12 protein-coding genes are annotated in these 15,688 nt (G+C 46.2%); 11 read left to right on the forward strand and 1 reads right to left on the reverse strand.

Annotated elements, in window-relative coordinates; all coding sequences use genetic code 11:
- Nucleotides 1–121: 121 nt before the first annotated feature.
- From M3204_RS09590 to M3204_RS09635, 10 genes are all read left to right on the forward strand, one after another.
- Nucleotides 122–838: a hypothetical protein gene (locus tag M3204_RS09590; protein WP_251480996.1), complete on the forward strand. Its 717-nt coding sequence runs from the start codon at nt 122–124 to the stop codon at nt 836–838.
- Nucleotides 839–842: 4 nt separating this feature from the next.
- Nucleotides 843–2,330, forward strand: coding sequence for an Mbeg1-like protein (locus tag M3204_RS09595; RefSeq protein WP_251480997.1), 1,488 nt, complete (start codon nt 843–845; stop codon nt 2,328–2,330).
- 3 nt (nt 2,331–2,333) lie between these two features.
- Entirely contained in the window at nt 2,334–2,525 is a 192-nt protein-coding gene (locus M3204_RS09600) for a hypothetical protein (protein ID WP_251480998.1), read from the forward strand.
- Nucleotides 2,526–2,571: 46 nt separating this feature from the next.
- Nucleotides 2,572–2,874 carry a WXG100 family type VII secretion target gene (locus M3204_RS09605; protein WP_251480999.1) on the forward strand — a complete coding sequence of 101 codons (303 nt, stop codon included), beginning with the start codon at nt 2,572–2,574 and terminating at the stop codon, nt 2,872–2,874.
- Nucleotides 2,875–2,903: 29 nt separating this feature from the next.
- Nucleotides 2,904–3,206, forward strand: coding sequence for a pore-forming ESAT-6 family protein (locus M3204_RS09610; protein ID WP_251481000.1), 303 nt, complete (start codon nt 2,904–2,906; stop codon nt 3,204–3,206).
- A 434-nt stretch (nt 3,207–3,640) separates the two neighbouring features.
- Nucleotides 3,641–4,993: a DUF6382 domain-containing protein gene (locus M3204_RS09615; protein ID WP_251481001.1), complete on the forward strand. Its 1,353-nt coding sequence runs from the start codon at nt 3,641–3,643 to the stop codon at nt 4,991–4,993.
- Nucleotides 4,994–5,029: 36 nt separating this feature from the next.
- Complete coding sequence (locus M3204_RS09620) at nt 5,030–5,797, forward strand: PP2C family protein-serine/threonine phosphatase (RefSeq protein WP_251481002.1); 768 nt, start codon at nt 5,030–5,032, stop codon at nt 5,795–5,797.
- Between the two features lie 15 nt (nt 5,798–5,812).
- Complete coding sequence (locus tag M3204_RS09625; RefSeq protein WP_251481003.1) at nt 5,813–7,753, forward strand: serine/threonine-protein kinase; 1,941 nt, start codon at nt 5,813–5,815, stop codon at nt 7,751–7,753.
- A 27-nt stretch (nt 7,754–7,780) separates the two neighbouring features.
- A complete protein-coding gene (locus tag M3204_RS09630; RefSeq protein ID WP_251481004.1) occupies nt 7,781–8,449 on the forward strand; it encodes a hypothetical protein in 669 nt (222 codons plus the stop codon).
- 93 nt (nt 8,450–8,542) lie between these two features.
- The gene (locus M3204_RS09635) at nt 8,543–13,969 is read left to right on the forward strand and encodes an Ig-like domain-containing protein (protein ID WP_251481005.1); all 5,427 of its coding nucleotides are present in this window, start codon (nt 8,543–8,545) and stop codon (nt 13,967–13,969) included.
- 231 nt (nt 13,970–14,200) lie between these two features.
- Here the strand turns inward: M3204_RS09635 and M3204_RS09640 are convergent, their stop codons facing one another.
- Nucleotides 14,201–14,377, reverse strand: coding sequence for a hypothetical protein (locus M3204_RS09640; RefSeq protein ID WP_251481006.1), 177 nt, complete (start codon nt 14,375–14,377; stop codon nt 14,201–14,203).
- Between the two features lie 299 nt (nt 14,378–14,676).
- On the opposite strand from M3204_RS09640, the gene M3204_RS09645 reads away from it, so the two are divergent.
- Nucleotides 14,677–15,681, forward strand: a complete 1,005-nt coding sequence (locus M3204_RS09645; RefSeq protein WP_251481007.1) for a rod shape-determining protein — start codon at nt 14,677–14,679, stop codon at nt 15,679–15,681.
- The last annotated feature ends 7 nt before the right edge of the window (nt 15,682–15,688 follow it).

Genomic DNA, 15,688 nt, shown 5'->3' on the forward strand with positions numbered 1-15,688 from the left:
ATGGGGCGGTTATCAAAACCGGGCCGTCCCTGTTTTTAAAACGGAAGGTGTGGAGAAATTGAAGAAATGGATCATGCTGGCTGCGGTAGTTTTATTCGTGGTTATAGGAGGAGCGGGATGTATGAGTTCGGAGAGTAAGGTCCTAGCTAAATTAGAAGAAAAGTATAACCAAAAGTTCTCAATAGAGGGCGTCAAGGAAGGCAGCAAGGCTTTTGCCCAAATGTACGGGAAGGATCGGCTGACTGTGCATCCTGAAGGGAACAAAGAACTCGTCTTCCTTGCCCAGGAAGTGAAGGCGGCAGAAGGAGATTTCAAGGATAATTTTATCCAGGCGAAATGGGCGGAGGAGCTGAAGCAGCAGCTTTCTGCAGACATCGAAAAGGAACTGCCAGAAGGGACTCCATACAAAATTCAGCTTTTTGTATCCAACAATGATATTGAAAAATCGATGCTGGATATGCCTGTCGAGGATTATTTGAAGAATGTGAACCAGAATGTCTCGGTCGTTTTGCTTGCTGGCATTAAGACAGCGGGCGAGCCTCAGGTGGAGAAGTATAAAGAAAATATCTATAACCTTTATCAGCTGATGAAAGGGCTTGGTACAACGGGTTATTCAGTGACCATTGGCTTTGTGGATGAATCAGAGGATATCTCGGATTATGTCAGGACATCTTTTATCAACAATATTTCCTGGTCGAACCTCGATGCGAAGGTCTATGGAAATGTCACGATCGATGAACGCCATGACCCTGAGAATCCTAGCGGGGGAGTTGACCCTTCACTCATTTTGGAAAGTCCAGAGACTGTTGTAGAGCATTACGAACCACTTGGGGAGTGAGAAGATGGCTCTTGATCAACTGACCGATAAAGAAAAGAATCTTCTGTTGCAATTATCGTATATCGACCTTCCGGCAAACTTGAAAATTGATGATAAGAACACCTACACATTACAGGAAATCATCACCAAGATTGAACAAAATAACACGCCTGTTGATGAGGACCGGCTCGCCAATCTTCAAAGTTATTTGGAGAATCACCAGAATTCTCCCCTCAACAGTGTCCGCCTGACTGGCTACCAGAACCACAACCCGAATGAGGCGAATAACACAAACGGGACCTCGGAATCCGGTTTTGTCGGCTATGCCATCAAGGACGGGGACGGCAATGGAGCGGTATTATTCCGCGGCAGTGAAAGCCTTGGGAATTGGGACCATCTAAGGACAGATTGGAAGGGCAATGTAGAAGCGGGTGTCAGCATTGAAACCCAGCAGCATAGAGAAGCACTGGAGTTTTATGAAAAAAATGTCGCAATGATGGAAGGCGGCATCACGATTTATGGCCACTCAAAAGGCGGCAACCTTGGCTCGCATGTGTATGTGAACGACCTGAGGGACAATGTGAACGCCTATATCGTCAATGGCGCGCCATTATGGTGGTTCAATCTTAGTGACGACCAAAAAGCAGCATTGAAAGGGGACCGGTTCACTTTTATCACATATGAAGGCGACTTCGTGTCCCATCTTGGATATGGCCCTTATGTGGATAAAATTGTTGCCTTGAATAAAGAGCATGGAACGTATGGGGATCCTTTTTACCCGCATTATGAAACGAGTGTCAATTTTAACGAGGATGGCAGCCTGGCTGATGCCCGCGACCCGGATAAATGGATGATCAGGGATGTTGCCCGTGACCTTTACTACTCCTTTGGAAGCGCGGCGGTCAGTCTGGTGGATGGGGCGGTTGACAAAGTACGGGAAACCGCTTCAGCAGTAGTCGGCGAGGTCAGGGAAGCAGCGGCAGCGGCTATGCAGCAGGCCAGGGAATTGGCGATGGCGACTGCCTCGGCAGCGGTCGGCATCGTCTACACGACCTGGAAAGGGATGGTTGACGCCGCCAATTATGTAAGGGAGCAAGCAGTCCGCTTCGTTTCGAGATTCGCTAATATCGGCCGGCAGCTGGCCTCGAATGTTGGCAGGTTTTTGGATACAGTCGCGAACAGGGCCAGGAGCCTTTTCTCGAAAGCGATGGATTTTTTCTCAGGAGGCAGCTTCCCTGTCGAGCCTTTTATCAAAGTCGACATCCCAAGGCTGTTTTATTACGCCAACAGGCTCCAGGCAATACAGAGGCGTGTCGCCCAGCTTAACGACATGATCGACGATCTGTACTGGGAAGCGGGTGTCATGGGACTTGATAATGTTCTTGCTGCGGATATCGCCTCATCTTTCGATATCCGTATTCCAGAAAGCATCAATTACCTGAACCGCACGGCGGAACTTTTACAGCAGAGTGAAAGGTATCTTGCCGGAAAAGCCGGTTCAATCAGGGGGTAGACTATGGATCCGAAAGTGAGAAGCAAGATTAACAGAATTGCAGCTGAAGCGACTGCGATTGCCCGCGAGCTTGAGGAGATCTCGAATGGCCTCAGCCATGAATTCAAGGGAATCGGCTCTACAAAGGCGGCTTCAGGCTTGCGCCGCTCCGCGGAAAAGTACCGCTATGTAAGCTCCAAGTTAAGAAGAATATGACTCTATCAGAGTTCATATAATCATGACGTTAAAGGAGGTGAAAATAATGGCGAGATCAATCACAGTTGAACCAGCTAAGCTTGATGCGACTGCAAACAAGATTGAACAGCAGGCAGCTGATTACGAAAGAAACTATAAAGCTCTTTTCAGCGAGGTTGAAGGAATGGCCGCTGCATGGCAGGGTGCTGACAACCAGGCATACACGGCTCAAATCAAAGGCTTCATGGATGACTTCCAGAAGATGACTCAGTTAATGAGACAGTACTCTGAGTTCTTGAAAATGAGCGCGAAGACATACCGCGACACTCAATCTGAAGTCATTAACCAGGCTAAGAGATTAAGCAACTAATCCTTAACATAAGCAGGAGGTGAAATACATTGGCAGGAGATGGAATCAAAATCTCGCTTGGCGAGGTTAGCAAAACGGCGGGCCAAATCCGCACCCTGAACCAGCAATTATCCACTAGATTAGAAGAAATCAAGAAGGACATGAACGCACTTGCGTCAACATGGAACTCTGACGCTTCCAACACAATCCGCGGCAACTTCAACTCACTGGCACCACGATTTGAAGAATATCGCCAGGTCGTCGACAGCTATGCCAAATTCTTGGATAACACTGTCACAAACTACAACACCGCAGAAACAGCAATCAACAACAACGCAAGCTCTTTTAAGTAATCACTTTTAACAGAGGGTAAGGGGCAAGCCGCTGGTGCAGTTTGCCCTTCTGTAAAATTTACTCCTTGCAGCCGAGGAAATGCCGCTACGGGGATTATTCAGCAGTCAACGGGGATTATCTCGCACCCAACGGGGATTATCCGTGGTTCAACGGGGATTAAAAGCCCTCCAACGGGGAATAACCATGCTCCTGCTGGCAGTATTGCCTCAACAATGCGGGTAACCGGGAGTGAAATGAGGCCAACCGTTGAAAAAAGTTCTTCAACCGTATAAAAAATGGTCCCAACCGTAGATAAAAGTTCTTCAACCGTATAAAAAATGGTCCTAACCGTACATAAAAAATCCTAAATAGTAAATTGAACAAATTTGACCCTCATATACGAGCTTTATGAGATTAAAATCATACATAAATTCAAAATTGGAGTCGAAATGCGATGATCAAACATGTGGAGTTTAAATTAGAATGCTACGGAATCTCAAAATTCCTGTATTTTCATGCGGGCAGCAAGGCGGACATCGATGGCGGGCAGGTCGAACTATTAAAAACAAGCCGTATTCCGGGAATCCTGCCGTGCTCAGCGATTTTAGAGGGCGACAATTGCTTCCTTCGCTATGACATGATCTCGGATAATACACTTGAAATGCTGAATTCGATGCCAGCCACGAAGGAGCAGCTGTACAACAGCTTCCTTAATGTTGCGGAAACGCTGGTGGATGCGCAGCAAAGCGGCCTGGATATCGAGAACATCGTCTTCAGCCAGCGCGACATCTTTATTGATAATTTTTCAAACAGATTAGTTTTTATCTATATGCCTGTAAAAAATAATATTTTTGAAAAGGTATCACTTAAAGAATTTCTCCGTGAATTGATGCTTTCGGCTCCTTACGATGAAAATGAAGATGCAGCTTTTTTCATAAAACTCCATAACTATTTGATTGAGACAGAGAACGTCACGCCGGAAAACCTTCTAGAAAAAATGAATGAGCTGGCGGGAGACGAAACGATCGAGCGCAAGCCTTATCAGATGCCGGAAAAATTACAGCATGAAGTTAAAGCACCAGCGCCAGCACCAGCAACAGCAACAACAACAGCAGCAACAGCAACAACAACCGAGAAAAGCGAGCCAGAATCACCTGAACTCGAAACCCCGTCATTCAATCCTAACTTTTACAGCCCGGGCAGCGAGGTCCACACGGTAAAAACTAGCGTCGATAATGGCGTGCTGACCTCTGAGTACACGAGCCAGAAGAGGGATGTAAAAACTGGCCGTAAGCTGGAGATCGAGGAAGAAGTCAATTACAAGCGGATTACCAGGGCCGAGCTCGGGGAGAACAACTCCCTGTTAAAAGAAGCAACCGCACTCGGCGGCGGGACCTCAATCAACATCCAGCCGGCGCTGGCGAACCTTGAGCCGGAATACGAAGGAACCACCGTGCTGGGGGTCGTTGCAGATGAGGAAGATGAAGGTACGACGACGCTCGGGCACGCAACTCGCAGGCCATTCTTACTGGCGGTGTCCAAAAACGAAAAAATCACGATTGCGAAAGACTATTTCAAAATCGGCCGCGATCCGATGAGGGCTGATTTTGCTGCAGATAATAAGGTGATTGGGCGTGTGCATGCACATGTGATCAGCGCAAACGGCGAATATTTCTTCGAGGACAATCACTCGACCAATGGCAGTTACGTTAACGGCGTGAAGGTGTCGCCCAAGGAAAAAGTAAAAATCAAACATGAAGATAAAATAAAGCTCGCGAACGAGGAGTTCATCTTCAGGCTTTATTAAAAATCAATTCAGCCTGATCAATTGGGGGTAACAAAGATGGCATTTCAAGTGGCATACCATACCGACATTGGAATCAAGAAGAAAACGAATCAGGATGGCCTGTTATTAAAGACGGCGAAAACTCCCCAGGGCGAAGTCGGCCTGTTTGTCATCTGTGACGGCATGGGGGGACTTTCCCACGGGGAGCTGGCGAGCGCAACGGTGATCAGGGGAATGTCCGACTGGTTCGATCATGATCTGCCTGAACTGCTGGAGTCGGCGATGATGGAAAAAGAAATCCCGGTCATGCTTGAGAAGCGCGTTCGCGAGCTGAATGCAAAAATCCTTGAATACGGGGAAGCTTCAAGCATCAAGCTTGGGACGACAATCACTGCGCTCTTCATCCTCTACTCGCAATACTTTATCATCCAGATCGGTGACAGCAGGGCGTACAGCATCGATGACCAGCTTTTAAAATTGACCGAAGACCAGACACTTGTTGAACGCGAACTGCAGCGTGGGAACATTACCGCGGAACAGGCGAGGATCGACCCACGACGGAATGTGCTGCTCCAGTGCGTTGGCGCAACAAAGGACATAAACGTCGTGATTACCTCTGGTGAAGTAAAACAAGGCACGATGTTTATGCTGTGCACGGACGGATTTTACCATGAAATCAATGATAGCGAGATGCTTACCAATCTTAACCCATTGAATTTTACCGAGGAAGCGAAAATGAAAGACAAAATTGTAGAGCTGGTCGAGCTTGCGAAGGAACGCCAGGAAACGGACAATATCTCGGTCCTGCTGACGAAAGTGATTTAACTTGGGGGAATTACCTTGATACAAATTGGCACGATTATTGATGACAGATACGAAATATTGAAGGAGATCGGGCGCGGCGGAATGAGCGTTGTCTACCTGGCGATGGACAATCGGCTTAACAAGTCGCTCGTGGTCAAGGATATCCGCAAGCGCAGTTACGGCAACAATGAGCTCCTGATCAACAGCCTAGTGGTCGAAGCGAACATGCTGAAAAAGCTTGACCACGGTTCACTGCCGAAAATCTACGACATCATCGAATCCGAAGGCGACATTTACGTGGTGATGGACTACATCGAAGGCGAGTCACTCAAGGAACGGCTTAAGCGGGACGGGAAAATCCCGGCCAGAGAGGTGATTGAATGGGCGAAGCAGCTGAGTGAAGTTCTTGGCTATCTGCATTCAAGGAAGCCATATCCGATCATCTACCGCGACATGAAACCTGATAACGTCATGCTCACGCCTGAAGGTAAAATAAAGCTGATTGACTTCGGGATCGCCCGTGAGTTCAAAACTGAGAATCTCTCTGATACTACGAATCTTGGAACGAAAGGGTACGCCGCTCCCGAGCAGATTTCTGGCCGGCAGACGGATGCGAAAACCGATATCTATAGCCTGGGTATCACGCTTTACCACCTCGTCACCGGAAAGAGCCTGAGCGAGCCGCCGTTTGAAATCAGGCCGATCCGTGAATGGGACCCGTCGCTGCCGGAAGGCCTTGAGCATATCATCAAAAAATGCACCCAGGCCGAACCGGCCAACCGTTATCAGAACTGCGAGGAGCTCAGCTACGATCTCGAACATATCAATCGGCTGACAAAGGGCTACAAGAACATGCTGATCAAAAAGCTGTCCATGTTCCTAATCCCAGCTGTACTTTTCCTGGCGTTCTCAACGACTTCAGCACTCGGCTACAAAGGCATGAAGAACGAGCAGTTCCAGGACTATATGAACCTTGTAAACCAGGCGAGCATTGCTTTGATGGACGGCGAACAAACCGAAGCAATCAAGCTGCTTGAGAGTGCCACACGGGTTGACAAGGAGCGCCCTGAAGCATACATCAATCTGCTTGATTTATATATTAATAGAAACCAGACAGATGAAGGGCTCGCCAAGATGGAATCATACATACAGGATAAATACGGGGCGGTCCATGAGAATAATGAAGTTCTTTTCAAGATGGGGATGACCTATTTCGATGTCAAAAGAGACTACAATAATGCGTTGAAATACTTCCAGCAGATCGATGAAAAAGAACTGCCGGACGCTCAGTATTACAAGGCGCTGGCGACGACGCTGAGCAGCCTGAACATCGATTACAACAAATTCGCCGGTGATCTTCAGGAGTTTCAACAATACAATGACGGCCTGGCAAACGACAGCAAGAAAATCGATAACTACAACTCTCTTGCAAATATTTATATTTCCTATAAGAGCCAGATTCCTGACGCGAACACCCAGGCAATCGAGATTGTCCAGAAGGCGAAGAACCTTCTGGCGAAGCTTGAGAACGAGCAGCTGCAATTCAAATACGAAATGGAATTTGAACAGAAGCTTGCTCAAGCCTACTACAGCCGCGGCGTGAATTCCGAGGACAAAGCGAGTGCCCGCAGCGATTTTGAACTGGCGATTGAGCACTATAACAACTTACTCGTTCTCAATGCGCCAGACCAGGAGGACATTTTCGTCAAAATCGGCGTCATCTATCAGGAAATGGGAGAGTTCTCAAGATCCGCTGAGCACTTCCAGACAACACTGAAAAAATTCCCAGACAGCATCTCTGCTCACGTAAAACTAGGCAACCTTCTCCTCGACATCGAACAGAACAAAGAGGAAGGAAAAAGAAACTACACAGAGGCGAAAAAAACCTACGAAAAAGCCAGTACCCTACAAGGTGCCAAAGAAGATGAAGCATTCAAAAAACTCACCAGACGCATGGAAAACCTAAATATTCTTTAAGGACGTTCCAGGAAGGCAGTGAAAAGATTGGCATACCAAATTATGTTCTACGGGGGTATGGCGGGCGCAGCGGTAGCGCTGGTGATTGCCATCCTTGTCTATGTAAAACTCAATATTGCTCAGGTGATCACGGACCTGACGGGACGAAATTTCCCGGGGGCGGGCAGGAAGGCGCGGGAAAAATCCAAGGAAAATACCAACACGAGCACAAAGCCGATTACCAAAGAAATCAATGTCCGCAAGAATGTTGAGAAGGAAGTGGCGGCAGGCGAGTATGTGGAACCTACCGAGAATATGGCGACCGCCTCAGTCGACCCGACCGCATTGCTCAATCAGAAGGGCTTGGAACAGACTGCGCTCCTGAATCAGGATGGCAAAGTGGAACAGACAGACCTCCTCCACCGCGAGAGCTTCGAGCCAACCGCATTGTTGGCCACGGGCGCCCAGCAAAAAGCAGGTGGAGCGGCTGCCGCGCTGCTCTCCGCCTCCGGGCGTTCCGACACGACCCTGTTGGCTGATGCCCCAACCGAAACTACGATTCTATCAGATTGGGAGGAAACGACCGTCCTGACAGCCGACCCAGATGAAACAACGCTGCTGGACGACATGGACGAAACGACCTTGCTGACTGAGGAGGAACCGCGCTTCAGGAAACAGGTGGATATCATGATTGTCCACTCCAATACCATTATTTAGCCTCTATCGTAAATTTTGCTGCAACTGGCTATTTGGCTTAATCGAAAAGCAACAATCTGTACGAAAACATCACTAATAAAAAGGAGAGCAAAAATGATTGAATCGAGACGCAAGAAAAAAACGAGTATGAAGTGGGCCATCGCCATTCCAGTCGTCCTTGTATTGATTTCATCCATTCTGGTGTTCAACGGACGGGTGCTGTCAAACCTTTGGGGCGTCAGCAGGAATATCGAGTTCAATGGCCAGGCGTGGGATATGCTTTCGGGGTCATTCAATAAAGATTGGAAGACTAATAGCGATGTCATCACTTTTACAGTCGATCTTACCGATGATTTTGAGAACGCGGCGCTGACTCCTCCGGCGGTAAGGCCATTCAACGTGATCGCTGCCCATGAGCGGAACCAGGTTGGCGGTGTTACATACCAGGAAGTGGGTGGCGACCAATTTGCCGGCAAATATACTGTAAACGTCCCTTTCAATGAAGACGGCCGTTTAGACCTCACAGTCGAAATGCTCGAAAACGATGCATGGAGCATAAAGGCAAGCACGCATGCCTTCAGTATCACAAGGGACGCGACTGCCCCCGAAGTCAATCTGACTGGAATCACGGACGGAGCATTGTCAACTTTAGGCGTCACGGTCGATGTTGAAGTAATCGAAAAGCATTTCGCCAGCAATACGGTAACTGTCACCGCAACCAGGAACGGCAAGAGTTATACCAGTTTGCCAGCCTGGAAAAATACAGCCGAAACTTCGAAAAATCCATATTCCTTCACCCAGGAAGGTGAATACACGCTAACGGTAAATGCTAAGGATGAGGTCGGCAACTCAAGCCCTGAAAAAACAATAGCATTTTCCATCAGGACAAAAGGTCCGGTTTTAAGCATTTCCGGCAATGGAACAGAGCTTTCCAGGGCAGGAGTGACCAACTCGAAAGAGCTTGACCTTAAAGTAACAAGCGGAATTTCACTTGGAACCGCGACGGTAACGATTTTTAAAGACGGAAAACAAGTGGAAACGCAGGACATGACGGTTTCAGGCTGGGAAGCGAGCCTGAAATATCCGGTCAGCGGAGACGGAGAATATGAATTCCGCGTATGGGCGAAGGAAAGCCATAAAAATGGCCAGGAATACAACCTTGAACCATTCCAATTTACTGCAGACCAGACGCCGCCGAAATTAGCAGTCAATGGCGTTGCTGAAGGTGAAACGTACGAATCGGATCAGGAAGTTAAGGTAACAGTGGAAGATCTACACTACGGTACAGCAGAATTTAATGTAACGAAGACAGACATCACTGGCAAAACAACGCCAGTATCTGTGGCGGTAAAAGACGGCCAGGCAAAATATACAACCGCAGGAGAAGGCCAATATACAGTAATATTGGCAGCTGAGGACAATGCCGGCAATAAGGCAGAACCCCAGACAGTCACTTTTAAAATCGATAAAGAGAAACCGGTCCTTTCTATTTCAGAGGATGTAAACGGGAAGCACTTTAAAGAAGACAAGGAACTGACAATTGCAGTTGAAGACATTACATTAGACCTTGCCAAGACAGTTCTTGAGGTGAAAAAAGGGGCAGAGACTTACAATATCGGCACTCTATTGCTTAATCTGTTCAAAGCAGAGGTAAGGCACAATTTTACCGAAGAGGGAACATATGAAATCAACTTAAGTTCAAAGGATGGCAAAAATCGTTCAAATACAATTGAGCCTGTCATTTTTACAATTGATAAAACTCCACCTGTGATCAAGGGTGAAGTAGTGGAGAAAGAAAATGAATCTAAGAAGGTAAAAGATGTAATTGTGGCAATTAGCGACAAGAATATCGATTGGAAGAATACAAGTTTAACAGTAACAAAAAATGGAATAAAACTCGCCGGTATCACTGGTGAGGAAGTTTCGAAAACGCATTCTTTCCAGGATGACGGAAATTATAAGATCGAACTGGAAGCTGCAGATAAAGCGGGCAACAAAACCATCCATGATCCGATCAATTTCACGATCGATAATACACAGCCTGAATTGAAGATTGATGGAGTGACAGATGGAGAGTATTATCAAAAGCTAGAAAATCTTGAGCTATCAATTGAGGATTTAACGTTCTTGCTGAACAAAACGACGATAGAAGTGCTGAAGGACGGCCAGCCATACGATCTTGGAGAAGGCAAATGGGATGAAATAATGTCCAACGGCGGACTGAAAAAGGCGTTCCGAAAGCTGAGTTTCTATGAAGATGGAAATTATGAAATCAGCTTGAAAACAACAGACTTGTTCGGGAATGAAAATAAGCTAGGTCCTGTCAAATTTACGATTGATAATTCAGCACCTGTACTGGAAATCAAAAACATATCCAATGGCCAGGAAGTGAAAGAGGCTCTCGAGGTGACGGCTACCCTGGTGGATAAAAATGTTGACTGGGCTAATACCTACTTGAATGTCACTAGAAACGGCCATGAATATCTCAAGGAAAATGGAGAAAAAGTGTTTGAACCGAAAGATTTCACTGAAGACGGCATTTATACAATCGAAATGGAAGCGACTGATAAAGCCGGAAATAGAAGCGTCCTCGGGCCTATCACTTTTACAGTCGATAATACAAAACCAGAATTGAAGATTTCTGGAGTAGAGGATGGAGAGCATTATCAAAAGCTGGAAAACCTTGAATTATCGATAGAAGATCTCACATTCCTGCTGAACAAGACAGCGATCGAGGTGCTCAAGGATGGCAAACCTTTCGAAGTAGGCGAAGGCAAATGGGATGAGTCACCATTAAAAGGTGGATATAAAAAGGCGATTCGCAAGCTGAGCTTTACTGAGGATGGAGATTATGAAATCAGCCTGATAAACTCAGACCGGGTTGGCAACGAAAATAAGATTGGCCCTGTAAAATTCACCATCGACAGCATAAACCCTCTTATTGACATTAGCGGAATTGACGAGGGTGCATTTGTACAAAAAGGTAAATCTGTCACGATTAAAGTGAAGGAACACAATTTTGAACAAAATGATGTAAAAATTTCTGTTTCAAGAAAGGAAGAACTCGAGGGGCCGAAAAAGCAGTATAACATTGGTGTATGGAAAAATACTGCTGAGGAATCAATATTAAGCTATACCTTCGATGAGGATGGGGATTACGAAATTCTTGTTGAAGCTAAAGATAAAGCAGCAAACAACGGAGCAGCAAAGAAGCTTACTTTTACCGTGGATAATAAAAAACCGGTGATTAAAATTTCCGGTCCATTGGAAGATGCTTATTACAATAAGGGCACTAACGTAAAAATCGCGGTAGAAGAACGAAACTTCAAGAACAACAACGTAAATATTGCCGTCACCCGAATGATTGAAGTGGATGGAAAAAAGGTCAGCTTCCCGATTGGCGAATGGAAGAATGTTGATCAGGTATCAGACTTGAGCCATGAATTTGATCAAGACGGCGAATACGAAATTACCGTAAATGCAAAGGATGCAGCAGGCAATCAAGGCGACACAGAAACGATCCATTTTACCGTGGATAAAATCGATCCTGAACTGAGCATAACTGGTGTCGAGGATAACAACAATTACCGCACAGACAAACCGGTCACCGTAAAAATTACTGACCGCAACATCGACCTTTCAAGAACCGAATTGAAGGTAGAGAAAAACGGCAAGGTATATAGCATTGGCGAACCGGCGCTAACAAGCAAGACAGCTGCTGGCAAGAGCTTTACATTCTCTGAAGAGGGCAGCTTCAAAATCGATCTGAACACGGTCGATAAGGCAGGGAACAAGAAAGTACATGACACCATTGCGTTCATCATTGATAAAACAAATCCAGTGGTGAAAATCGACGGAGTGGAAAACAATTCATTCAACCCTGCTGCTAAAAGTGTCATCATCTCCGTTGACGAACTGAATTTCACAACAAACAATGTTGACATCTCAGCGACAAAAGACGGAGCCGACTTCAACATTGGCAAGTGGAATAATGGCAGCAAGCTTTCTAAGCTTGGATATAATTTCAACAAGGATGGCTTATATACCATTCTTGCAACCGCAAAGGATAAGGCCGGAAACGGTCCGATCTCGCAAAAGATGACATTCACAGTCGACAAAGTAAAGCCTGCGATTGAGATTAAAGGTGTCGAGAATAACGCCTACTACAAAGTAGATAAGCCTGTAAGCATTGCCATCAGGGACGTGAACCTTGATATCAACAGGGTTAGTGTAACAAGGAGCGGTGCTGCGTATGGTATTGGCGGCTTCTCTGTTAAAAATGGCGTGGCGTCCTTAAGCCATAATTTCAGCAAGGAAGGCGACTATTCAATTCTGGTTGAAGCAATCGACAAGGCAGGTAACAGCTTTAGCTCGACGATGAAATTCACGATTGATAAGACAAAGCCGGTCATCACGCCGAAATTCAAAGGCCAGAACCGTGTGATTAAAAATGGTGAATACATTAATGAGGTATTCACACCGGAGTTTGCTTTGGATGAACGAGAGGACATGATCGTTTCGGCGACATTGAACAATGGAGGGAACCTGGGAAATAACATCCCTGTAGCAGCAAGGGAAATGTCGTACACCTACAAAGTACTGGCACGTGATAAAGCGGGAAATGAATCTACTCTTGAAATCAGCTTCACGCTTGATACAACCAAGCCGCTGCTGAACATTTCCGGAGTGCTTGATGGCTTTTTCAATAAGGACATCGCGCCAAAAGTAACTTACTCGGATGTCCACCTTGATCGCAGCAAAACATCGGTAACACTTAACGGAAAGCCATTTAAAAACGGCACAAAGCTTGAATACGAACAGGATTATATTTTAAAAGCTGTCGTAACCGACCTGGCGAAAAACGTTTCAACAAGGACAATCGTGTTTACGATCGATAAAACGTCCCCTGTCATCAAGTTCAAGGAGCCAATCTCGAATCAGTACTTCAACACCGACCTGCTGCCCCAGCTGCTGATCGAGGACATGAGCGCCTACGACATCATCGCGATGATGCTTGACGGAAAGCCATATGAAGCCGGCGATCCGATCAAGGAAGAAGGAAAGCACGTCATGTTCTTCGAGGTAAAAGATAAGGCAGGCAACATCCAGCAGCTCAGCGTCGAATTCATCATCGATAAGACTGCGCCAAAAGTCATTTTCGAAGGGGTAAAAGAAAAGGAGAAATACTACGATCCAGTCGAAATCTCCATCCGACTCGACAACCCGAACGACGACCTGAAATCAGTGCTGATCAATGGAGAGTTGTTCGAAGGGGATGTCATCGAAGAAAATGGCATCCAAGTCATCAAGACAACGCTGGCAGAAATCAAGTCTTACAAAATCGAAGTAACAGCCATTGACGATGCCGGCAACGAAAAAGTAGCAGTCCTCCCATTCGAAATCGTCAAAAAGGGAGCGCTCGTAAAGTTCTATGAAAACAAGCCGCTGTTGGGCGGAACACTTGCAGGAGCGTTTGGTCTGCTCGCAGCAGCAGCAACTGTTTTCGTCCGCAGACGTAAGTTGAAGGTTGAAGAAGAATAGGATTAAGGATGAGGTTTTGTTGATGGACCCGGGAAGCCCGGGTCCTATTTTTGTTTGTTTTTGGGTCTTGAAGCTGTTGCATTGCCCAAAATGTAGTGGGAAGAGGGAAAATGGTAGAGCAGGCGTGCTGCATTCCCCGAAATGAAGTAGAGTCAGGCAAAAAGGTAAACGCATAGCAGTTGCCTTATCCGAAACGAAAAAAGAAGAAGAGTCACTGGTCACTCTCCTTCTTTAATCTCCACTGTCTCCGTCACCGGAATCGTTGCCTTTATCTCCAATGCTGTCAGGTGCTGATGATGGGTCGCTGATATCTGGTCCATCGCTTCTGTGGGCAGAGCCGCGGGCATTTTTGATAATCATATATGCAGCGAAGAGGATAATTACTGCTACAACAATTAAGAATTCCATTTTCTTACCTCCGAACAAATTTCTCTATATTTCCAATTTTACAGGAAAGTTTCACGGATTTCAGTGTATTAGACAAAGTTCAACAAATTGTTTCAATTTTTTCATCATACAGTTACTTATTTCCTATTATTGTGATAAAATAAACAATTAGGGTAGAATATGGTTCGCAGATTGCGGCAGCGTCTGTGCATTCTCGGACAACGTGATCTAGTTACATAGATAAGTCAATGAATCATCGGAGAAAACGAGGCTTAATCAGCCGCGACCAGCCCAGCCATTTATCAAGGAGGAAAATCAGAATGTTTGCTAGGGATATCGGGATTGACCTTGGTACTGCCAATGTGTTAATTCATGTAAAAGGCCGAGGAATTGTATTGAATGAACCGTCTGTAGTGGCGATTGATAAGAACACGAATAAGGTTTTGGCTGTCGGGGAAGAGGCGCGCAAAATGGTTGGGCGTACACCTGGCAATATCGTAGCGATTCGTCCTTTGAAGGATGGAGTCATCGCGGATTTCGATGTAACGGAATCCATGCTGAAGCATTTTATCAATAAATTGAACGTAAAAGGATTCTTGTCCAAGCCGCGCATCTTGATTTGCTGCCCAACGAATATCACAAGCGTTGAGCAAAAGGCAATCAAGGAAGCTGCTGAAAAAAGCGGCGGCAAGAAAATTTATCTTGAAGAAGAGCCTAAGGTTGCGGCAATTGGCGCAGGCATGGACATTTTCCAGCCAAGCGGGAATATGGTCGTCGACATCGGAGGCGGAACAACGGATGTTGCTGTTCTTTCAATGGGAGATATCGTCACTTCTTCTTCGATAAAAATGGCTGGCGACAAGTTTGACGCAGAAATTTTAAGTTATATCAAACGTGAATATAAGCTGTTGATCGGTGAGCGTACAGCTGAAAATATCAAAATCCAGATTGGTACAGTGTTCCCTGGCGGACGCAGCGAGGAAATGGAAATCCGCGGACGCGACATGGTTTCCGGCCTTCCAAGGACAATTACTGTTCGTTCGGAAGAAGTTGAAAAAGCACTTAGGGAGTCAGTTGCCGTAATAGTACAGGCTGCAAAAACTGTACTGGAGAAGACTCCGCCTGAATTATCCGCAGATATCATTGACCGCGGCGTCATTTTAACAGGTGGCGGCGCATTGCTTCACGGCATTGACCAGCTGCTGATGGAAGAATTGAAGGTACCTGTTTTAATTGCAGACAACCCAATGGATTGTGTTGCGATTGGAACTGGCATCATGCTTGATAATATCGACCGCATAGCCGGTCGCCGCAGAATAGTTTAAACAAAAA

The organism is Mesobacillus subterraneus (genome assembly GCF_023715485.1).
GTDB classification, from domain to species: Bacteria; Bacillota; Bacilli; order Bacillales; family Cytobacillaceae; genus Mesobacillus; species Mesobacillus subterraneus_B.